We start from the raw sequence: 20,034 nt of genomic DNA on the forward strand, positions 1-20,034 counted from the left end.
TCGTCACCCGACGTGAATATCGGCGGTCATGTATAGCTTCACCTGACCCGCAATATCGACTCGTTCACCGTTGTGTTTGCAGCGGAGGTAGCCCCCCCGGCGCGAAATTTGGCGGGCGGTGAGTTCGGTTTTGCCGAGCCGTTCGGCCCAGTACGGGATGAGGGTCGTGTGGGCCGAGCCCGTGACAGGGTCTTCGTCGACGCCCGATTGTGGAGCAAAGAACCGCGACACAAAATCCACCCCTGATTCGCCCGGCGAGTCCACGCCGGGAGCCGTAACAATAACGCCCCGCGCCGGCACCGAGGCCAGTTCGCGGAAATTGGGGTTGAGGTTCTCGATTTCGGCCTGTGAGCCGTACACCAATAGGTAATCGGACTTCCCCTTATAAATTTCGAGGGGGCGTTGTTCGAGGCCACTCAGTAAGGCGGGCGGTTGCACATTGGCCCGCTGAAGCGTGTCGGACGGGAAGTCGAGTACGAGCCAGTCGCCCTGACGGCACACTTTCAGCTCACCACTACGCGAATCCAGATAAATTTCGTCGACATTCCCCGAAAAGGGCTCCAGCGAGAAAATGACGTAGGCGGTGGCCAGCGTAGCGTGGCCGCACAGGTCGACCTCGACGGTGGGCGTAAACCAGCGGATGTGGTAGCGGCCCGTAGCCGGGTTGTGGGTGTAAAAAGCGGTTTCGGCCAGGTTGTTTTCGGCCGCAATTTGCTGCATAGTCTCGTCGGGCAGCCACTCGGTGAGTGGGCATACCGCGGCCGGGTTTCCGGCAAAAAGCCGGTCGGTAAAGGCATCGAGTTGGTAAAGACGCATTCGGTTCAGTAGAAAAGGGTTTTAGGGAATGGTGGCTTCCAGCGATTGAAAAGTAGGCTCGTCGAAAGCCAATAACGACGGAATAATCAGATTGGCAATAGCAAATTTAGGTTCTTCGGCTTCAAACAGGGCAGGTACGGCCACAGTAATCATACCGGCCGCGTGCGCTGATTTTAAGCCATTACCTGAGTCCTCAAAAGCAAGGCAATGGGTGGGTGTTACGCCCAGCTTTCGGGCTGCCCCCAGATACACATCGGGCGCGGGTTTGTTGCGGGCTTCGAGCGTGGCCGAATGCCAGGTTTTCAGCAACGACCGAATGCCCAGCCGGTCAATAACAACCTCGATCAGGTTCATGGGCGAGGCCGACGCAATAGCCGTTGGGATGCCCCGGTCGTGGAAGAAACGAAGAATCTCGACGGCACCCGGCATAGGTTCGGCGTGGAGGCCAATCTGACGGTGGGCTCCTTCGAGAATAGCCTCGCCAATTTCGGCCCGCGTCCGAATGGTCTCATCCCACGGCCGACGCTCAAACCAGTACTCGGCTACGGCATCGGTGGGCAGACCGGTGGTGAGTTTACACTCGTCGTCGGTCAGATGAAGGCCTACCGTGGCAAAAATGTCAATTTCTACGGCGCGCCAGTGGGGTTCTGAGTCCACCAGAAGGCCGTCCATGTCAAATATGGCTGCTTGTATCATGCAAATGACTAAAAATACTGGGCGTTGGGCGGGTGTTTACCGGAACGAGAGGCTGATGCTTTGAACAGTGGGGTTTAGCCGCTGCATAACCGGATTGGCCGACGAAAACTCACCGTCGCCCGACACGGTCTGGTAGCTTTGTTCCTGCGCGGGCGACAGTGCCCCGGCCGCAAACTGCACATTCAGGTACACTTTACCGTCCGGGTCCTGAAGTTTCCCGGTTTGCCAGCTCGACACGTTACCGCCATAGTCCCAGTCGAATCCATATAGGCTAAACGCTCTGCCGTTTAATTTCTCTACTTCTTTGAGCGTACTACCAATCCGCAGGCCCTCCGGCGTGGCCCATCGGCTGGCGCTGGCTGTTGGTACCGCCTTGCCGATCTCGGCGGCATCGGCTTCAATCAGGACCATCTCGGGGCGCGTGTGCTGCTCATCTTTCCAGATAATCTGCGCCTGATCGGGGGTGCCTTTGAATAGCGTCGTGCCAATGTAAAAATCACCCTCGGCTCCCCAAACGGTATCGGCTTTTGTGACGTTTTCGGCCCCCAGAATCTGGATGAGTTGAGCTTCGGAAGTATTGGCCCGGACAACACCCGCCTGTTCGCCCGGGATAAGCACAAAGTTGTCGGGCGATGTCTGCGGCCCTTCGGTTGAGAGGGTCGTCGCGAGCGTATCATCGTCGGATACAGCTGTCGAATCGTTGGTGGCTCCGCTGCCGTCGGGTTTCGATTGGCAGGCCGTCAGCAGAGCCAGGCACAGGAGTAAGGAAATATGTTTCAAGGGAATATTCGGGAAATGAACGAGTTACGAGTTTGTGGGGCACCCCCTACTCCCTCCTTAGTTAGAGGAGGGGGTTAGGGGGTGGTCAGCCGGTCTTTTCAGAGCTGTGCTTGCCGGAAGGGTTTGATGTCTATTTTCTCCCAGACTTTGCCCTGCACGTAAGGTTCCCACGATAGCCAGTCCTGAAGCTGGGCTTCGGTCTCGAAATCGAGGAGCATCATAGAGCCAATCATCTGACCCTCGGGACTGAGCAGGGCTCCGCCCACCACGTAATGACCCATCTCTTTTAGTTTGCGAACTCCCTCAAAATGGTTTGGGCGGACGGCCATCCGGCGGTCGAGCGCCTGTTCGTCGGTGCCATCGTAGGCGTGTACAACGTAAAGCATTGCGTAGCTGTTTTGGGCACCAAGATAATACGATTGCCGCGCTTTTGGGCGTCCCTGTCCGGATGGACCGGCGATGCAGCCCGAAACCAGGCCCCGTACCAGTACCCAGGTGGGGCCAAGGGGGCACTTGTCGTGTCGGATTCGGGGTTTTCTTCCTAATTTGGGCCTTTTATCGCTTCTTCATAACAACAATGCTCCGTCTGTACTACTTAGCCATTGCGGTAATGGCATGCCCGGCGTTTGCCCAACCGCAACCGGCCGCTTCATCGTCCCGTCTGACCGTCGAGAAAATCATGCAGGACCCTAAAAATTGGGTTGGCACCTCGCCCTCGGGCGTTTTCTGGGCCGAAGATGGCAAAACCGTCTATTTCAACTGGAACCCCGAAAAAGCCAAAGGGGACTCGCTTTACAAGGTAGTGCTCGCGGGCGACCGTAAGCCGCAGAAGGTAAGCCCCGCCGAGCGCCGGAGCCTGCCCTCGGGCCCCGGTGTGTATAACCGCGACCGCAGCCTGAAACTCTACGACAAAAACGGCGATCTGTTTCTGGTCGATTGCCGTACCTACCAGACCCGGCAGTTGACCAATACGGTGGATCGGGAGGCTAATCCGCAGTTTTCGGGCGACGAGCGGGCGGTGGTGTTTTCGCGTGGCGGCAATCTGTTTCGCATGACCCTGAGCAATGGCGAGCTGAGCCAGATTACCTACTTTGATCCCGGCACCAAACGGGCTGAGGTTAAGCCCAATACCCAGGAAACCCTGTTGAAAAAAGAGCAGCTGGGCCTGTTCGATGTATTGCGCGAGCGGAAGGAAAAGCGGGATGAATCCGAAAAAATTGACAAAGGCGATACGCCAAGGCGGCCCAAACAGTTTTATACCGAAGGCCGGATGCTTATGAGCCCGCAACTGAGTCCCGACGGTAAGTTTGTTACGTTTACGCTCGCCAAAGCGGCTTCGGGTGCCAAAAGTACCGTGGTGCCCAGCTACGTAACCGAGTCGGGCTTTACCGAAGACCTGCCCGCCCGGACCAAAGTGGGAGCTCCGCTGGCCTCGTACGAGTTGTTTGTGTATGATATTGACCGCGACACGGTACAGGCGGTGTCATTGCGAACGGTACCCGGCATTACCGACCGGATCAATTTTACGGGTGGGGCGGCCACATCGGCCAAACCCGACACGAGCAAACGGGCGGCTCTGCGCTCGGTTACGATCTCAAACGTGCTATGGTCGCCACAGGCTACCAATCGGTACGCGGTGCTGGTGCTGCGGGCGCAGGACAATAAAGACCGCTGGATTATGCAGCTCGACCCGGCCACACGCACGCTCAAGCTCATTGATCGCCAACACGACGATGCCTGGGTGGGTGGCCCCAACATTGGGTTTGGCCCGAACCCCGGTACGCTCGGTTTTCTGGCCGATGGACAAACGCTTTATTTCCAGTCTGAGGCCGATGGCTATTCGCATCTGTACACGGTAAACTTGACCACGGGCGAGCGTAAGCAACTGACTTCGGGCCGGTTCGAGGTGCAGCAGGTGACACTTTCGAAGGATAAGCAGTTTTTCTTCCTGACCACCAATGAAGTACACCCCGGCGAGCAACACCTGTACCGGATGGCCGTAACCGGCGGCCCGCGTGAGCGACTGACCACCATGACCGGGGCCAACGATGTAACCCTCTCGCCCGATGAGCGCAGCATGGTCATTCGGCACTCGTACGCCAACCGCCCCTGGGAATTGTATCTGGCTGGTTTAGAGCAACAATCAATAGCAAACAGTAAAAAACAGACCGCACCAAAGAAGGAAGCTGGCTCGGTTGGGGCAACCCCGGTGCAACTGACCGATTCGCCCACGGCCGAGTTTAAGGCATACCCCTGGCGCGACCCGCAGGTGGTGACTATTCCGGCCCGCGATGGGCAGGCTATTTATGCCCGGCTGTACAAGCCATCGGGCGATGTAAAACCCAATGGCCGGGCCGTTGTGTTTGTGCACGGAGCCGGTTATCTGCAAAATGCGCACAAGTGGTGGAGCCAGTATTTCCGGGAGTACATGTTTCATAACCTCCTGGTCGATAAGGGGTACACGGTGCTCGATATTGACTACCGGGCGAGTGCAGGCTACGGCCGCGACTGGCGTACGGGTATTTATCGGCACATGGGAGGCAAAGACCTGACCGACCACGTCGATGCAGCTGCCTGGCTCGTTAAAAACCACGGTGTTGAGGCCAACCGGATTGGTATTTACGGTGGGTCGTACGGTGGGTTTATCACCCTGATGGCTATGTTCACAACGCCCGGCACGTTTGCTGCCGGTGCGGCCCTGCGCCCCGTAACCGATTGGGCGGCCTACAACCACGGCTACACGGCCAACATCCTCAACGAACCCCAGACCGATTCGCTGGCGTACCGTCGGTCGTCGCCGATTTACTTCGCCGATGGGCTGAAGGGCCACTTGCTCATCTGCCACGGTATGGTCGATGTGAATGTGCACTATCAGGATGCCGTCCGGCTGGCCCAACGACTCATTGAGCTGAAAAAAGAAAATTGGGAACTGGCCTCGTACCCCATGGAAGATCACGGTTTTGTGGAGCCGACCAGCTGGATGGACGAATACAAGCGGATTCTGAAACTGTTCGAAGAGCGGTTGTAGCGTAGTTTGAATGCCTGTTGTTCGGTTTTCGAAAAGCCGACTACCCGAATAGAATTTCCTTTTTCGCGTACAAAGCCCCAACTGTGTGTAACAGGGCTCGTTTGAGTTGTTACACCCCGTTGGGGCTTTTATTGAACGGAGAGCATGGAAAATGGCCCGCCTGTGCGACACGAGCCGTGTTCAGTTACGCCTGTCGAAGGTACTTCGCATCAGCAACTAGTTGTCGCACAAATTTTTACCGTCTCCGCAGCAGGAAATATAGCCCGGCCGCAATCACAGCCCCCAGTGCCAGACCACGCGCTACGTGGTACGAGGTAGGCGTTGGCATCGACACGATCCCGTTTTCGTCGGTAATGGCGGGTTCTTTCACATACCGGCCCCGTGACGGAATCGAGCGTTGGTCAAAATTATCCACTAATCGGCTCAGCTCCAGCGTCAGGTCGAGGCCGCGAATCGAGATGCCGTGCCCCGTGCCTGCCGTCAGCGGGACCAGATCGGCCAGTTTCTTGACGGATTGCCGGGCATCATCCCAGTTGATCGTAAAATAGGCCGGTGGCCCCTGTACTTCCAGAGCCTGCGTGGCAACCGCCGTCAGGGCGTTCTGGTTGGTGGTGATAAAGGCGTCGCCCGCAATCAGGGTGCGGTCGCTGTCACGGAACAGCGAAATATGTCCCGGTGCATGACCGGGCGTGTGGATGGCCCGCCAACCGGGCAGGTCGTCGATGTGCCCATCGTCGGGAATCGGGCGTACGTGTTGGCTGATGTCGATGGGCCCGAGCGGAAATACCCACGATAGGTACGCCATGCCCCCGCCCCCAATAGCTGGGTCGGGTGGTGGATAGCTCGACTTACCGGTAAGGAAGGGCATTTCGAGCCGGTGCGCGTAAACCGGCACATCGCCCCATTCTTCGAGCAGAGTTTTCAACGAGCCTACATGGTCGCCGTGGCCGTGAGTCAGCACAATAGCCTGTGGTTTGCAGGGGCCGCCGTCGGGGCTCGGTCCGTAGAGTTTTTCGGCTTCCTGCCGGATGGTATTGGCGTAGCCCGGCAAGCCGGCATCGACCAATACCCAGGGGTTGCCGGGGCCGGGGTCGCCGATGAAGAACACGTTAACAAACAGTGTTTTAATGCCAAACACGTCGTAAGTCACATCGTATGGCGTAGCCTTTCGGGTGACCGTTTCGGTGGTTTGAATTTCCATAACGGTTGAGATTTGTTACCAACTCAACCGATGCCGTTTCGCAAAGTTTGATTAAATTGAGGTAGCGAGGTCTTAAACCTGTAAGGTCTTTGAGACCTTGCAGGTTTGGGCTGACTTCAAGTTTGATAGTCTAATACCCAAATTCCCAGTCTTCGCCTTTTTGAGTGGGTTGTATTTGTTGATGAAAAGCAACGAATGATTCTACGCCCCCAAACCAATCTAACACAGTATTGCGCTCAAGTAAGGTTGGTTTTGAACTGGTCACAGATGTCAGGGATGAGTAAGACCATAATTCTGCCTTCTGACAAAACCCATGATGTACAGGATTCGTGTGGATATAGGCAATTAACCGGGTGAAGTACGTATCGGAATCTACTTCCTTGCGTTTTAGTTTGTCAATAAATAGTGACCCACGTCTATTAAAACGTTTATTATAGGCCTTAGCGTAGCTGTTACATAAGTTGCTGAATTGCTGTACCACAAAGGAAGAGTGGTTGAACGAAACGGGTTTGGCCTCCTCCGGTTTTATAGTTTGAAAACAATGTTCAATTTCGGCTTCATCAGCAATCTGAACCAAAAAGTGGAAGTGATTTGGCATTAAACAATACGTAAACGTTCTGGCAACGGGTTGGATATAAGCTGCATATTGCTTCAAAAAATAGATGTAATTATCGTGGTAACGAAATAGGTTTTCGTCACCAACAGCATGATTAAACAAGTGGTAGTAGCGACCAGGAAGTAGTGGGTCGTGGTACATGCAGGTGGCAGGTGATTAGTTGCGAAAACATGAGTCATCCCGAATTTTCAACATCTTGATGGTTCAGGCCCAAGTTCCCCAGGATGCCCCGTTAGGGGCCTAATGTCCATAGCTAACGGGAAAATGATCCAAATAGCCGAGCCCCGAAGGGGCGTAACTCGAATCAAGTTACGCCCCTTCGGGGCTCGGGTTCTCGTGGGAGACGACTTTTCTACCAACATTGAGCCCCTAACGGGGCATTGGGTTGGGTCGAGGCCTAGACTACCCTAAAATTCGGGATGACTCATGGTTAGTAGTTACAGGGTTGGGCCTTTGCCAAACCTGTAAAGTCTTAAAGACCTTGCAGGTTTGGTAGCCTCATATTTGGGGCTCTTACAGGGCCGGCGTCCGCTCTTCCCAAACCTGCGCTACGTTGACAATCACCTCGGCGGCTTTTTCCATGTCCTGAACCGAAACCCACTCCTGCCGCGAGTGAAAGGCGTGTTCGCCCGCGAAAATATTGGGGCATGGCAAACCCATAAACGACAGCCGCGACCCATCGGTACCACCCCGAATGCTCCGGCGCTGCGGGGTGAGCCCTGCCCGCCGGATAGCCTCCAGCGCATTGTCGACCACGGCCGGGTGGCTGTCGAGCACCTCTTTCATGTTGCGGTACTGCTCCGTTACAACCAGTTCGGCCGTTGAATGTGGATAGTGTTTGAGAACGGCGTCGAGCTGGGCCTGTAGATAGGCTTCTTTCTCGTGCAGACCCGCCACCGTAAAATCGCGAATGATGAAATCGAGCGTAGCCCGGTCCTGATTACCTTCCAGATGGCCGGGGTGAATAAAACCTTCTTTACCCTCGGTGGTTTCGGGTGAAAGCGTGTCTTTGGGCAGGCTGGCCAATAAATCGGCGGCTATTTTGAGGGCGTTTTCGAGTTTGCCCTTCGCAAAACCGGGATGGGTCGAAACGCCCTGGATCGTAATCCGAACCCCATCGGCCGAGAACGTCTCATCTTCGAGCGTCCCCACCGATTCGCCGTCGATGGTATAGCCAAAATCGGCTCCCAGCTTCGCTATATCAACTTTTTCGGTACCCCGGCCCACTTCTTCGTCGGGCGTAAACAGAATCCGAATGGTGCCGTGCTGGATCTCGGGCGTGGTCATGAGCCGGTGGGCGGCCGTCATGATGGCCGCCACCCCCGCCTTGTTGTCGGCTCCGAGCAGGGTTGTGCCACTTGCCGTAATAATGTCGTTACCCAGCTGCCCCGCCAGATCGGGGTGATCGGCCAGGCGGATGACCTGGGTCGGGTCGTCTGCGGTCCGGCGGTCGGGCAATACGAGGTCGCGGCCATCGTAGGCGGTATGGATTATGGGCCGCACGTTAGCGCCTGTCACATCGGGTGAGGTGTCGACGTGCGAGCAGAAGCAGATGACGGGGATATTGGGTTTGGGTGAATTGGCCGGGATCGTTGCGTACACGTAGCCCCACGGGTCGAGTTCGGCATCGGTGATGCCCATCTGATGCAGTTCCTGCACGAGCAGGCGGCTCAGGTCCTTTTGTTTCTCGGTGCTGGGGTTGGCCGCGGAGGTCGGGTCCGATTGCGTGTCGATCTGCACGTACCGGAAAAAGCGGTCGGTAATGGTATCGGGCTGTTGCATGGTATCGAATGGAGAAAAACAAAGATAGGCACGGAGCCCGGGGCCTTTTGGGGGGTATGTCTATTTTTCTTGTTACTTTTTGGGGCGTAAGGCTAATTAATTGGCAGAACGCGCCTTCTGAGAGTTATGCCAAAAGAACCCAATGACCGTGAACTGGTGGATGCCATCCGCTCCCGCACCCCGTCGAGGGTGGAGTGGGCTGTCAGGCAATTGTATGGTTATAAAAAATTTGTGCAAGGCTTTGTCAAGGCCGATAGCCAAAATGAACTATTGGGCCCCGAATTGGCCAATGATGTTTTTCAGGAGGCCATTGTTACTTTTCTGAAAAAGGTCTGGCATACAGCCTACGAACCCAACGAAGCGACTATCGGCACGTATCTCTACCGTATCTGCTGGAATCTTTATTTGAAAGAACGGGAGCGAATCCTCGGCCGGATGGCCCGCGATCAGGCGTACATTGACCAGGGCACAACGGAGCCGTTACAGCCCGATGCGTATTTGCTCGAACAGGAACAGCAGGATATTTCCGAACAAATTCTGGGTCAGCTATCGCCGGCCGACCGGCAGCTGTTTCAGTGGTACGATTTTGAGGGAAAGAGTCACCAGGAAATTGGTGATTTGTTGCACATATCAACTCAGGCGGCCAAACAACGATATTACCGGGCGAAGCTGGAACTTGGCAGCCTGCTGAAAAAATATGAAGCTTACTACTGAGGTACTTGAACAGATAGAGCGATACCTCGCTAATCAACTGCCCGACACTGACCGCCGGGCCATAGAAATGCGTATGGAAAAAGAACCTGAGTTTCGCGAAACCGTGCAAAGCCTGCAACGAACGCAGCGATTTGCGCAAGAGGCTGAGCTGATTCGGATGGCGCGGTCCGTAATGACTCAACTCGATGCCGAATCCATACCGAAGTCTGCCCCGGAGGTGGTTTCGGCGCGGGGTGGCCGGGCGGTGTTCTGGCGGTTGGCTATGGCTGCCATACTGCTGCTGTTAGGTGGGGTGTACCTGCTAGTGAGTGAGGTAAGCCTGGCTAATGCCGACCTTGACGCCGGGGTGCACCGCGAGGCCGTTCAGGCCCCTCGCGACGACCTGCGCCCCGCTGAGCAGCAGGCCTTAAACGATTTTATTCGCGCCAATGCATTTTATACCGATGGCAACTTTGCCGCGGCCGTCACTCTTTACGAAACAGCCGCCCGCGCCCCCATCAGTCCCTACCTACGCGAGGCTATCTGGTGGAACCTGTCTCTGTCGTGCCTGAAACTGGGAGCTATTGATAAAGCCAGTCACTACTGGAGCCGGTACGAAGCCATTGAGCAGCCCCGATTCCCCGGTACCCTGCTCGACCGCACTCGCATCAGAGCCCAAATTTTTTGGCGCGGCCTTTTCGATTGAACATTCGCCAGCCGGCCAACCCTATCGTGCCGACCAATAGCCCCATCAGCCAGATGGGGGGCCGGGAAGACTCAGGCACAAAAGGGGTATGCCCACCGTACAGAGCTACACCGGCCCACCAGTGTGGGTGCCCACTGTACCGATTGGCATCGGGCGAGGCCAGAAACTCAAGTCGGGCCTGTCGCCAGTTTTGCCGGATCGACTGCCCGTTGTTCAACTTTGGAAAGAAATAGCGGGCTAACAGGGCCTGCGCTTCATCGTTGACATTAAACCACGAGCACGTCACGCTTTGGGCTCCCGCCCATGCCATAGCTCGCCCCAGGCTGTGAACCCCATCGCCGGGTAACTGAATCCCCTTCTCGGTCGCGCAGGCCGAGAGGGCCGCCAGGCCCACGGCCCGCAGGTCGGCGTGTTGGAGTTCGGATGGGTAGAGCAGGTAATCGGTCCCGGCCGGGTGAAATACCAGTGCCGTTTCGCGCGGTCCGGGGTAGGTGTGGGTCGTTATGAGCAGCAAGCGGGCGTGTGGCGCATTCTGCAAAAAACGTTTTTTCGAAGCTGTTTTACCAAGCCAGCTTTGGCCATCGGGCAGGGTGGCTTCTTCGGCGGAGGCCCGCAGTGGCCTGAGTAAAAACCCGGTGGGCATCCGAAATGGGCTGCGGCCAGTATCAGCGGCAAATGGAGCAAAGCTGAGGGCTTCGTGCTGGGTTTGTACCGGGTCGGGTGGGAGAAGCCGCCCCGACAGGTTGAACTGATACCCCACATCCAGGTCCTGGATGAGCCAACGTCCGGCCGGGGTTTCGAGGGCTTCAAACGGAATTTGCCAGTCGGGTGGCGGAACCACCGTCAGGGCGGTAAGGTTGGGTAGCATCGCCCGAATCGGAGCCAGCAGCAGCCTGTACACCGCCTGTGCCGGGCGGCTGTCATAACTGCCCACTATGCCGGGGTTGCGGCTCACCTCGGCCCGGTATCGGCTTAGGGCCTGATCCAGCATGGCCGGGCTCACCGGCAACCGCCGAAACAAAACCCCCTGCTTGTGTAGCGCAAGCACCAGTAACCCCGTGGGCGTAGGCGCATAGCACAGCAACGCTTCGCCCGGTTGCAGCACCGTTTGGTAATCGCTCATTGATAATTGCGCTACCCGGCTCAGGGCCTGCCGGTATTGTGGGTGAGTACGGTCGGTGCGTTGTTGCCATTCGAGCAGACTTTTTTCGGTTCGGTCCAGTTCGGCCTCGACCGAACGGTTGCCTGTTTCGCGCACGAGCCGAAGCTGACTCAGGCGTTGACTCAACCGACGCCACTCGGCCTGCATGGGAGTGGGCAGGTATTGACGCATGAGCCGCTGCTCAAGCTGTGCATCGGCCAGTAGGCTGTTCTGAAACCGGTCGAAAAGAGAAAACGCCTGGCGCGTGTACAGCTGGGGTTGGGCAGATTGTTGCGCCAGTTCGTAGCAGAGTGATAGCGCTGGTATATACAGCGGGGCGGCCTTGGCGGCCAGAAAAGCCTTGGATTCGGGGAGTAGGGCACCCCGCCGGAGCGATGCCACCAGACTTATGGCCTGCTCGTAGCTGGTCAGGGCCTCGCGGGCGTTGGCCACACGTTCGGTGGGCGATGCAACCGGGGAACGGGCCAGAAAATCGGCCCGTGCTGTCAGGGCCGATACCAGTGAGCGGGGCAATACGGCCTGTTCGGGGGAGGTAGCCCGTGGTCCGTAGGCTTCGCGCACGGCGGCATCGAGGGCGTTGCGTGCAGCTGCCGGTTTGCGCTGTTGTTCGTACATACGGCTCATACTCAGGTACGCATCTGCCCGAAAGCCGGAGGGCATGGGGAAATGTTTGGCGCAAAACGTCAGCAATTCGGTAAAGGCGGCCTGCGCGCGGGTCAGGTCACCCTGGGCCAGATACACCCCTGCCCGGTTTTGCCGGAGCCGACGCTCGACATCGGTATCGATTCCGCCGGTTTGGTGTTGGTAGCGTTGGTAGGCTTGTTGGGCCCGCCGGAGGGTTTGTGCCCCCGCCGACGCCCGGCCCTGCTGCAACTGCGAGTCGGTAAGGTTGCAGAGAATAATGGCCTCAAACAAGGGGTTGTTGGCATAGAGGGTAGCTGCACGCCTAAAGGCCGAGTCGGCGCGGGCAAACTGCCCCAGAGCTACGTACGACTTACCGAGTGAGTTGTAATGATTGCCCGAGCCGTCGTCGGTTTTATGCCGGGCTTTGTAGCGCCGGATGGCTTCTTCGTTGAGAGCAATGCTCTCGGTGAAGTTCATGGTTTCCTGCGCCAGATATGACCGCTCCAGGTAGTAGAGGTCGAGGTAGTAGTTGAAGGATTTGAGCGAATCGTTGTGGGTTTTGATGAGATAATCACACTGGTTATAATAGTGCATAGCCGAGTCGAACTGGGTAAGGCCGGTATGGGCCACGGCCAGGCCGAAGTCGATCATGAACCGACGCCGAACCGATTTGTCGCGAAAGGAGTAATAATACCCATTGGCCCGCCGGAGGTAGCCAAGGGCTTCGGGTACCTGTGCCAACTGGCTTTTCAGGATGCCGATGTCTACGCAGAGCAGAATGGAGTAAGCCGGTAACCTGGCTTTATGACTAAGGGTCAGGGCCTGTTGGTAGAAACCAATGGCGCGGGTGTTGTCAAAGGTACTTCCTGCTTTGTTCCCTTGCGCGATCAGGTCTTCTATCTGGCGGATAGATGAATCGGGTTGGGCCCGCACAACCTCTATACTCAATATAAACAAGAGAAGTATAAGGTGCTTCATAGGTTACGGGGAGTAGGTTTGGGTAAGCCTTGCCAAATTGCCAAAAAAAACCGCTACTCCCACGTGGGGTAGCGGTTTTTTGGCGAAGCGCGCTTTAATACTCGTACCGGGGGCGTGTGCCCACACTGTCGGGCTTTACGGCCGGGGTTGGCCCGGTTGGGCGAATGCGAACCTGATCCTCGGTTTGGGGTTGAGGTTGAGGAGCCACCTCACGGCATGCACTCATTCCGAATGCCATGACAAGCAAGACCTTGCATATGGGTTTCATGCAGGCAAAGGTCTCTGATGGCACTCTTAAATATAAAAAATATAATTATCAGTTACAAATCACTTTATTTTCACGTTTATTCCTTGATAATCACTTTATTTTCAGTCAATTTTCAAGCCCACTATATTCTCACCCATATGACAAAAAGAGCTACTGATGAATCGATTCATCGGGACGAAGTAGTTGACCAGCTTCTCCAGCGTTACTTGCCCGACGATACTGATACGCCTTCCTTTTTCAACCACCCCAATCGAAGAGAAGTGGTGCTCGGTCTAAGAGCCTTCCACCTGGCACTTCGGATAAGTCAGCAGGCAATTACCGACGATCTGGCCCAGGCACCCTATAAATCGTTGTTGGCCATTAACCATCAGGAGCCCGACACCATTAGTGCAACCAATGTGAGTTATTTGCTGAATCCCGACATTGTGCCGAATAGGGTGCGCGCCATTAAATCGCCCAAGTTTCGGACTATAGCCCTGGCGCATTACCTGATAGCCAAATCGGGTGGGGACCTGTCGATAGAAGAACAAAATGGACAGCTTGTTTTTCTGAATAAGAATCAGCCCATCGATACCCGTTCGCCGAGGTTGAAAAAGAAAGTAGGACTGGGCCGAAAACGGAAACATGTTATGCTCGAGTCGGCTGGTGCCGACAGATCGGCTGGCAGTCCTGCTCAGCCGTGCTTTCTAGCATTTTACTGGCGGCCTCACCGTAAAAAAACAAGAGAGAAAGTAGGTTATGCCCTTGTGAAGCCTCCAACCGGGGCCACTACGCCCGAGCACTCGTGGGTAGGTGCTGAGGTTACCTATTGGTATAGCGACGGGCAGCACAAAACAGTGGTGACCGAAAGCAACCCTTCAGATGGGCACATGCTTTCGTTACGGTTGATTGATGCCCCCGGTCAGAAACGGACTGGTGTCTGGACCCAGATTACCCTCGACTGGACCAGCGATAAGGCCCCGATTTATGTGGGGGCTTTTGCGAGTTTGAGTGGTAAGTTTGGGCTGGCTCACCCGGCCGCCGGGTTAATGGTCTGGTGGCGGCAACCGTCGCTCGAAGCGTGCGAAGATCTTATCAGACAATACGTTCAGAACCCCGAAAGTATCCCCGACGAGGTGTTTCACTTCTTACTGGGGCAGCGGGTCGATGTACCTGCTGATGGGGCTGTTGAATCGTTTGACGCATTGCCCCGTGCAAAAAATGCCTGGTTGCTGGCCGAGGTTGCCGACTCGTACCAAGGTTTTTTTGTGCATCCGATTACAGGGCATGTGACCTTATTTATCTGCAAAATATCGCGGGCGGGCCGGGTCGAGTGCCGGTATCCAACTCAGCACAAGCATCCTCGTTTGCAGGGCTTTGCCATCCCGCATAACCACGGTATTCGGGTTGATTTGGACTTCGATCATGACAATGGCACCTATCGGTTACACTATTTTCTGGAAGGTGGCCTTACCGACAATCGCTACCTGTTGGGCGTGTACGCCGGTTTCGATCACAGCTTTACACACCCCACCTCGGGGCGGGTAGTGTTGCAGAAACAAGCCGACCCGGTAGTGGCCGACCTCGATATGTTTACCTTCTGCCAAAGTCCTCAGTATCTGAAAGTGGGGCAATACCTGAGCGGTCAGCAGGGGCTGGTGGCTGCCACCGACAGTCAGGCTGTTGAAGAACTCAGAAACGTCACGCGGGCGCGTCCGTTGGCTCAGCTTGCGGGTACGTATGATCTCTATATGACCGAACGTCGGAACCCCAATGACCCCCCGGAAATATTTCGGTACAGGCTGGAAGTACAGAGGTCGGGCAAGGCCCTGTTGTCGGGGAATGGCCGCTCGGGCGAGGGGATGGCCGAGGTAAGCCGCGATCACTTGTTACGGATACAATTTGGCTTACCCACCAATCAGCTACTACAAGGCTCGTTGCTGGTATCCTTATGCGACGACAAAGGGCATGTAGAGCGGTACGATCAGATTCGGCACCTGTTTGGCATGGCAACCCTCGTAAATCAGGACCGAATTATGGCGATGGTGGCGGTGCTGAAACCTTCCCCGTCGGCAGATGAAGGGCTGGTGCCGATTGACCCCCTCCCGATTCGCTTTCACCGGCAAATGTCGGTGGAGCAGCAAAATCAGACCCGGGTGGGTTTTGATTCGTACGACAAGCAGTTGGCCGGTTTGCTTTCAGCACTCGAAGGTGAGGCTTACCGGCTGATTCGGTTACCTAAATCGCCTAACCATCCGTTTCGGCCCCGGCGGACGCAAGACCGCCGAACCGCCTTTTTTGCAGCCTGTCATTTGGCAAGACATTATAGTGCCGGACACGCGCAGGAAAAGATGGTGGATTTGCGCGACGATATAAAGGGCTATCTTTTAGAAGCCTTTCGGCACGGGTTCGCTACGCTTCGGTTTGGGGGGGCGTTGGTTAGAGAATTGGGGGCACAAGGGCCAAAACCGGAGCGATTGATGCAGTTTTTACGACAACATGGCATTGATACTGTTTATTTGAACAGACTGAAAGGAGACTTCCGCGATCTGATTCGTGATTATGCACTTCTGATATCGGCTTACGACGACCCTGCCGAGCTGGGCCATCCGGACCTGAACGATCTGGTGGAACGCTTGTGGGGTGATATGGATGAATATCGGGCGTTGGTAAGTGCTTAAAACCAACGAGGTCGGAGGCTAATCGACAGGATTTCGATTGGCGCTTCCGACCTCAGGGGCAGTTTTAAATGTATGTGAATATAGCCTCGGGCCTGACGTCAGGTACTTGTACTTGTGCCCAAGCATCTGTTAATACTTCCCATCTACAGAAAAGTAACAGGGGGATCAAAAAAAAGTAAGACACCCACGGATGTCTTACTTTTTGGAATGCATGTTTTTATGGCCTGATTTTTATCAGTTCCCTCAAAGCAATTGGCTCATGGCGGCCTTGGTAGCCTCCTGTTGTCGGCGTTTCTGGAGCACAATAGGTGCCGAGACCCGCTCTTTGCAGTCGAAAATGCCGCAGCGCTCGCAGGCTTCGTTCACGATCCGGTGCGAGAGGGCGGGGTCGTTCAGAAACTGCATCTTACTGCGCAGGGCGTCGTTGACCACAAAACACATCGACACGCTCATGTTTTCCTGTTCGATGGTTCGGTGCGGGTAAGCCACCGATACAATCAGGTATTGCTGGCGCGAATCGGCGTAAGTTGAGAGCTGCGCCCGACACACGGCCCCGTCGAACTGTTTGTGCCGTTGCAAAAACGAGAGTTCCTGCAAAATAGTCAGGGCAATCCAACGTCGGCAGTAGTGCTCATCGACCATGCCGCGTGGCCCCTGCGTGCGCGACAGGTGCATCTCCTTAGTGAGATGAAAAATGTTTTCCCCCGCCGTGTTGTTGAACCGGTAGAAAAACAACTGGTCGATCCCGAAATATTTGGGCAGCACGTTGCTAAGCCGGTAAAAAAACCGCTCCGGGGTTGAGCCGCATTCCTCAATCAGGTTCAGAAAATCGTCGTTGTTCCAGGTTGGGCGGGCAAACAGCTCGCTCAGCCGTTCAATAAGCCGCTCGCGCCGGATCAGGATAGCCCCGGCAAAGTATGATGCTTTGTAATTGTTGAGGACCTGCTCAAATGATTCGGCTTCGACAAAAGCATAGGCGTAGGGCCGAACTTTGAGGTTGAGGTACTGAAACCCGACCTCGCGGGCAAGCACGTAAGCCCGCTGACCGGGTGCCATGTGGCGGTTGAGGTGCAGCACCCGGCTTTCGGGCCGGTACACCGACCGCAGCGTGGCCAAATCGGGCTGGGTATCGGGGTCGAAGGGCTGAATCGTGACGTTGTACCGCGTTTTGAGCAGGTTGGTCAGCAGACCCTCGGTTACAGGCGCATTGGCCGGGGCAAACTCGGCCAGAAACCGGTCGGCATCGGCTTCAATATCCTCAAAATGGTTGTCGTGTAGTTCCTGATACGACCGGAGCATGGTCATGTACAGCCGCTCTACCGACATGTTGTAGCTGAGGGCAATGTCCATGAACGTCCGAATCATAGCGCTCACTTTGGCGGGGGCTTCGGCCAGCAACTCCAGCAAATCTGACGGGTCGATACCGAACAGTTCGAGCGGAATTTCGGTCAGAAACTTCGAGCGGAGCAGGTCCGAAATGGGCTCCAGTTTTTTGCTCAGTTTCAGCGATACCAGCGTATCGTAATCCACGTTCATGGCCGTTGCCAACGCCGAAATTTTATCAGCTTTGGGATATTTACGGCCCTTTTCAATTTCGGAGATGTACGAAACGGCCATGCCCGAAGCCTGCGCCAGCTCGCTCACCGACAAGCCTCTGTCGATACGAAGCTGACGTAGTTTGAGGCCAAACAAAAGACGGATGTGGTCGGAGGGGAGTGACAAGGCGCGTGTGAGTTGATGAACGGGTAAACGCTAAACTAAAAATCGAGGTGACAGTTTGTCCAGCCATCGTCGAAGCGGGTGCCAAACTGCTGGTAGAACCCAATTGCGGGCTTGTTCCAGTCGAGTACCTGCCACATCATACCGGTGCAGTTAGTTTGGCGGGCTGTCACAATGGTTTCGTCGAGGAGGAGTTTACCAATGCCCATGCCCCGGTAGTTTTCGGTCACGATGATGTCTTCCAGGTACAGGCGCTTGCCTTTCCAGGTCGAGTAGCGGTAGTAGTAGAGGGCAATGCCGATGATCTGGTTTTTTTCGTCGTCTTCGGCTACCAGAAAGCCAAATGAAGGGTTGGGGCCAAAGCCGTCCTGGAGCATTTGCTCAGGCGTGTTGGTTACCTGATCGGCCGCTTTTTCATAGACAGCCAACTCCATCACTAAGTCAAATACCTGCGGAATATCAGCCGCAACGCCGGGGCGAATCTGAATCATGGTTGGTAGGGGGTAGGGATTGGTAACAAATTAGTAAGTATTTAAGGCGCCAAACTACTCGGTTTCGATTCGTTCGGCAATCAAATAATCTTCGGGCCGGTGGTGATTTTGGCGGATGAGCAGCTCGCCCACAAACCCCGCCAGAAACAACTGAACCCCCAGGATAATAGCCACTAAGGCAAAGAAAAACAAGGGGTTGTCGGTTACGTTGCGGAAACGGAGCCCCTGCGAAATATTGTACAGTTTGAGCCCGATGAGGTAAAAGGCCAGTACCGTACCGATGAAAAACGACAGCGTACCGAAGCCCCCGAAAAAGTGCATGGGTCGCTTGCTGAACCGGTGCATAAACGCAATGACGAGCAAGTCGAGGAAGCCGTTGATAAACCGGTCGAGCCCGAACTTGGTGTTGCCGTATTTGCGGGCCTGATGCTGCACTACTTTCTCGCCGATACGCCCAAACCCGTTCCACTTGGCCACAATGGGCAGGTTGCGGTGCATCTCGCCGTACAGGTCAAACGATTTGACTACGGCCTGCCGGTAGGCTTTGAGGCCACAATTGAAGTCGTGTAACTGCACACCCGACACCCAGCGTGATACGCCGTTGAAGAGTTTGGTGGGCAGAGTTTTGGTGAGGGGGTCGTAGCGTTTCTTCTTCCAGCCCGACACCAGGTCGTACCCGTCCTGGGTAATCATGCGGTACAGATCCGGGATTTCGTCGGGGCTGTCCTGTAGGTCGGCATCCATTGTAATCACTACGTTGCCCCGGCTGGCTTTGAATCCCACCTGTAGCGCGGCTGTTTTGCCGTAGTTGCGCCCAAACCGTACGGCGCGTACATGCGCAGGGTTGCGGGCGGCCAACTGTTCAATTACCGACCACGACCGGTCGGTGGAACCGTCGTCGATAAACAGGATTTCGTATGTATAGCGATGCTCCGTCACCACCCGAACAATCCAGTCGTGCAGTTCGGGCAGCGACTCATCTTCGTTATAGAGGGGGATCAGAACGGTTAATTGCAAGTCGGACATAGAACACAAAGTTCTTAAAAAATAAGGTAAAACGGGCTTAGAAGTTGGCGGAAGGGGAGGGTGTACGTTTCGCGGCCGGGGTTGGCGGGGTCGGGCTCGTACACGGTGAGGGTGTCGGCCTGTACGGCGGAGGGGTTTCGGCGGTAGCCCGTAATATGCCGAAACGGGGCCTTACGCGCGTTGTGGCGTAGGCTCAACCGGCTGAACGGCCACAGGTTGGCCTGCTGGGCGAGGGTTTCGAGCTGCCCGGCCTCATAGGGTGGCAACAGCACCCACCACTCGCCGTCGGGGTGCAGCAGTCGGTCTGCGGCCGCTACGAGGTCGGGAAACGGGAGCGTGTCGGTATGGAGGGCCCGGTTGGTGGCCGCGTTGGGCGAGCGGAGGTGATTCGTGAAAAACGGCGGGTTGGTCAGAATAAGGTCGTAGGGGGCATCGGGCCGGAAATGCTGAATGGCGGTCTGATGCACTCGGATTCGGTTGGCAAAGGGACTGGCGGCCACGTTGTCGGTAGCCTGCGCGAAAGCGTCGGGGTCGAGCTCCACGGCGTCGATACGGGGGGCTTTGGGGTAATTCTGAGCCGCCATCAGGGCCAGTAATCCGGTGCCGGTGCCAATGTCGAGCAGGGTTGGGTTCTCCCGCAGCTGCGTGGTGGCCGGGTGCGTGTAGGCCCCCAGCACACAGGCATCGGTGCAGACCTTCATGGCGGTCCGGTGTTGCTGAACGGTAAACTGTTTGAAACGAAACAAAGCGGGTACAGTCGGTGAATGAAGGACGGTTAGACCTGTTCG

General features: G+C 55.9%; 17 protein-coding genes. 4 read left to right on the top strand and 13 right to left on the bottom strand.

The window, feature by feature from the left end; genetic code table 11:
• Nucleotides 1-3 precede the first annotated feature (3 nt).
• The 4 genes from RUDLU_RS0119295 to RUDLU_RS0119310 all read right to left on the bottom strand — a co-directional run bounded on the left by RUDLU_RS0119295 (nucleotide 4) and on the right by RUDLU_RS0119310 (nucleotide 2,678).
• Complete coding sequence (locus RUDLU_RS0119295; protein WP_019990064.1) at nucleotides 4-816, bottom strand: PhzF family phenazine biosynthesis protein; 813 nt, start codon at nucleotides 814-816, stop codon at nucleotides 4-6.
• Nucleotides 817-837: 21 nt separating this feature from the next.
• A complete protein-coding gene (gene hxpB, locus RUDLU_RS0119300) occupies nucleotides 838-1,512 on the bottom strand; it encodes a hexitol phosphatase HxpB (protein ID WP_019990065.1) in 675 nt (224 codons plus the stop codon).
• A 36-nt stretch (nucleotides 1,513-1,548) separates the two neighbouring features.
• Nucleotides 1,549-2,292, bottom strand: a complete 744-nt coding sequence (locus RUDLU_RS0119305) for a hypothetical protein (protein WP_019990066.1) — start codon at nucleotides 2,290-2,292, stop codon at nucleotides 1,549-1,551.
• A 98-nt stretch (nucleotides 2,293-2,390) separates the two neighbouring features.
• Nucleotides 2,391-2,678 (bottom strand): YciI family protein, encoded by a 288-nt coding sequence (locus RUDLU_RS0119310; protein ID WP_019990067.1) that lies wholly within the window; start codon nucleotides 2,676-2,678, stop codon nucleotides 2,391-2,393.
• 191 nt (nucleotides 2,679-2,869) lie between these two features.
• On the opposite strand from RUDLU_RS0119310, the gene RUDLU_RS0119315 reads away from it, so the two are divergent.
• Complete coding sequence (locus tag RUDLU_RS0119315) at nucleotides 2,870-5,320, top strand: S9 family peptidase (RefSeq protein WP_019990068.1); 2,451 nt, start codon at nucleotides 2,870-2,872, stop codon at nucleotides 5,318-5,320.
• A 235-nt stretch (nucleotides 5,321-5,555) separates the two neighbouring features.
• Here RUDLU_RS0119315 and RUDLU_RS0119320 read toward each other — a convergent pair whose 3' ends face one another.
• The 3 genes from RUDLU_RS0119320 to pepT form a co-directional block, all read right to left on the bottom strand.
• On the bottom strand, nucleotides 5,556-6,521 hold the full coding sequence (locus tag RUDLU_RS0119320; protein ID WP_019990069.1) for an MBL fold metallo-hydrolase: 966 nt from the start codon (nucleotides 6,519-6,521) through the stop codon (nucleotides 5,556-5,558).
• Between the two features lie 130 nt (nucleotides 6,522-6,651).
• Nucleotides 6,652-7,278, bottom strand: coding sequence for a hypothetical protein (locus tag RUDLU_RS0119325; RefSeq protein ID WP_019990070.1), 627 nt, complete (start codon nucleotides 7,276-7,278; stop codon nucleotides 6,652-6,654).
• 372 nt (nucleotides 7,279-7,650) lie between these two features.
• Entirely contained in the window at nucleotides 7,651-8,919 is a 1,269-nt protein-coding gene (gene pepT / locus RUDLU_RS0119330) for a peptidase T (protein WP_019990071.1), read from the bottom strand.
• Nucleotides 8,920-9,045: 126 nt separating this feature from the next.
• Between pepT and RUDLU_RS0119335 the strand changes: the two genes are divergently transcribed.
• Both RUDLU_RS0119335 and RUDLU_RS0119340 read left to right on the top strand, forming a co-directional pair.
• Entirely contained in the window at nucleotides 9,046-9,633 is a 588-nt protein-coding gene (locus RUDLU_RS0119335; RefSeq protein WP_083940607.1) for an RNA polymerase sigma factor, read from the top strand.
• Nucleotides 9,617-10,318: a hypothetical protein gene (locus tag RUDLU_RS0119340; protein ID WP_044129570.1), complete on the top strand. Its 702-nt coding sequence runs from the start codon at nucleotides 9,617-9,619 to the stop codon at nucleotides 10,316-10,318. The genes RUDLU_RS0119335 and RUDLU_RS0119340 overlap by 17 nt, the downstream gene beginning before the upstream one ends.
• On the opposite strand, the gene RUDLU_RS0119345 is transcribed toward RUDLU_RS0119340, so the two are convergent.
• Complete coding sequence (locus RUDLU_RS0119345; RefSeq protein WP_019990074.1) at nucleotides 10,281-13,082, bottom strand: CHAT domain-containing protein; 2,802 nt, start codon at nucleotides 13,080-13,082, stop codon at nucleotides 10,281-10,283. The two genes, RUDLU_RS0119340 and RUDLU_RS0119345, sit on opposite strands and share 38 nt — an antisense overlap.
• 94 nt (nucleotides 13,083-13,176) lie before the next feature.
• Nucleotides 13,177-13,350: a hypothetical protein gene (locus RUDLU_RS29730; RefSeq protein ID WP_157580294.1), complete on the bottom strand. Its 174-nt coding sequence runs from the start codon at nucleotides 13,348-13,350 to the stop codon at nucleotides 13,177-13,179.
• Nucleotides 13,351-13,487: 137 nt separating this feature from the next.
• On the opposite strand from RUDLU_RS29730, the gene RUDLU_RS0119350 reads away from it, so the two are divergent.
• Nucleotides 13,488-16,010 carry a hypothetical protein gene (locus RUDLU_RS0119350; RefSeq protein WP_157580296.1) on the top strand — a complete coding sequence of 841 codons (2,523 nt, stop codon included), beginning with the start codon at nucleotides 13,488-13,490 and terminating at the stop codon, nucleotides 16,008-16,010.
• A 243-nt stretch (nucleotides 16,011-16,253) separates the two neighbouring features.
• Here the strand turns inward: RUDLU_RS0119350 and RUDLU_RS0119355 are convergent, their stop codons facing one another.
• Genes RUDLU_RS0119355 through RUDLU_RS0119370 form a run of 4 tightly spaced genes read right to left on the bottom strand, consistent with a single transcriptional unit; the run spans nucleotide 16,254 to nucleotide 19,992 of the window.
• The gene (locus RUDLU_RS0119355) at nucleotides 16,254-17,732 is read right to left on the bottom strand and encodes a helix-turn-helix domain-containing protein (protein ID WP_027303218.1); all 1,479 of its coding nucleotides are present in this window, start codon (nucleotides 17,730-17,732) and stop codon (nucleotides 16,254-16,256) included.
• 35 nt (nucleotides 17,733-17,767) lie between these two features.
• Nucleotides 17,768-18,220: a GNAT family N-acetyltransferase gene (locus tag RUDLU_RS0119360; RefSeq protein ID WP_019990077.1), complete on the bottom strand. Its 453-nt coding sequence runs from the start codon at nucleotides 18,218-18,220 to the stop codon at nucleotides 17,768-17,770.
• Between the two features lie 54 nt (nucleotides 18,221-18,274).
• Nucleotides 18,275-19,246 carry a glycosyltransferase family 2 protein gene (locus tag RUDLU_RS0119365; RefSeq protein ID WP_019990078.1) on the bottom strand — a complete coding sequence of 324 codons (972 nt, stop codon included), beginning with the start codon at nucleotides 19,244-19,246 and terminating at the stop codon, nucleotides 18,275-18,277.
• 14 nt (nucleotides 19,247-19,260) lie between these two features.
• A complete protein-coding gene (locus RUDLU_RS0119370; protein WP_019990079.1) occupies nucleotides 19,261-19,992 on the bottom strand; it encodes a tRNA1(Val) (adenine(37)-N6)-methyltransferase in 732 nt (243 codons plus the stop codon).
• Between the last annotated feature and the right edge of the window lie 42 nt (nucleotides 19,993-20,034).

The sequence above is a fragment of the Rudanella lutea DSM 19387 genome, from assembly GCF_000383955.1.
In the GTDB taxonomy this organism is placed as follows: Bacteria; Bacteroidota; Bacteroidia; order Cytophagales; family Spirosomataceae; genus Rudanella; species Rudanella lutea.

Excerpts from the sequence above, each read along its gene's own strand:
- RUDLU_RS0119335 (WP_083940607.1), top strand. The coding sequence starts at position 9,046 with ATGCCAAAAGAACCCAATGACCGTGAACTGGTGGATGCCATCCGCTCC.
- RUDLU_RS0119360 (WP_019990077.1), bottom strand. The coding sequence starts at position 18,220 with ATGATTCAGATTCGCCCCGGCGTTGCGGCTGATATTCCGCAGGTATTT.
- RUDLU_RS0119325 (WP_019990070.1), bottom strand. The coding sequence starts at position 7,278 with ATGTACCACGACCCACTACTTCCTGGTCGCTACTACCACTTGTTTAAT.
- RUDLU_RS0119345 (WP_019990074.1), bottom strand. The coding sequence starts at position 13,082 with ATGAAGCACCTTATACTTCTCTTGTTTATATTGAGTATAGAGGTTGTG.
- RUDLU_RS0119340 (WP_044129570.1), top strand. The coding sequence starts at position 9,617 with ATGAAGCTTACTACTGAGGTACTTGAACAGATAGAGCGATACCTCGCT.
- RUDLU_RS29730 (WP_157580294.1), bottom strand. The coding sequence starts at position 13,350 with ATGAAACCCATATGCAAGGTCTTGCTTGTCATGGCATTCGGAATGAGT.
- pepT (WP_019990071.1), bottom strand. The coding sequence starts at position 8,919 with ATGCAACAGCCCGATACCATTACCGACCGCTTTTTCCGGTACGTGCAG.
- RUDLU_RS0119350 (WP_157580296.1), top strand. The coding sequence starts at position 13,488 with ATGACAAAAAGAGCTACTGATGAATCGATTCATCGGGACGAAGTAGTT.
- RUDLU_RS0119295 (WP_019990064.1), bottom strand. The coding sequence starts at position 816 with ATGCGTCTTTACCAACTCGATGCCTTTACCGACCGGCTTTTTGCCGGA.
- RUDLU_RS0119365 (WP_019990078.1), bottom strand. The coding sequence starts at position 19,246 with ATGTCCGACTTGCAATTAACCGTTCTGATCCCCCTCTATAACGAAGAT.
- hxpB (WP_019990065.1), bottom strand. The coding sequence starts at position 1,512 with ATGATACAAGCAGCCATATTTGACATGGACGGCCTTCTGGTGGACTCA.
- RUDLU_RS0119320 (WP_019990069.1), bottom strand. The coding sequence starts at position 6,521 with ATGGAAATTCAAACCACCGAAACGGTCACCCGAAAGGCTACGCCATAC.
- RUDLU_RS0119315 (WP_019990068.1), top strand. The coding sequence starts at position 2,870 with ATGCTCCGTCTGTACTACTTAGCCATTGCGGTAATGGCATGCCCGGCG.
- RUDLU_RS0119310 (WP_019990067.1), bottom strand. The coding sequence starts at position 2,678 with ATGCTTTACGTTGTACACGCCTACGATGGCACCGACGAACAGGCGCTC.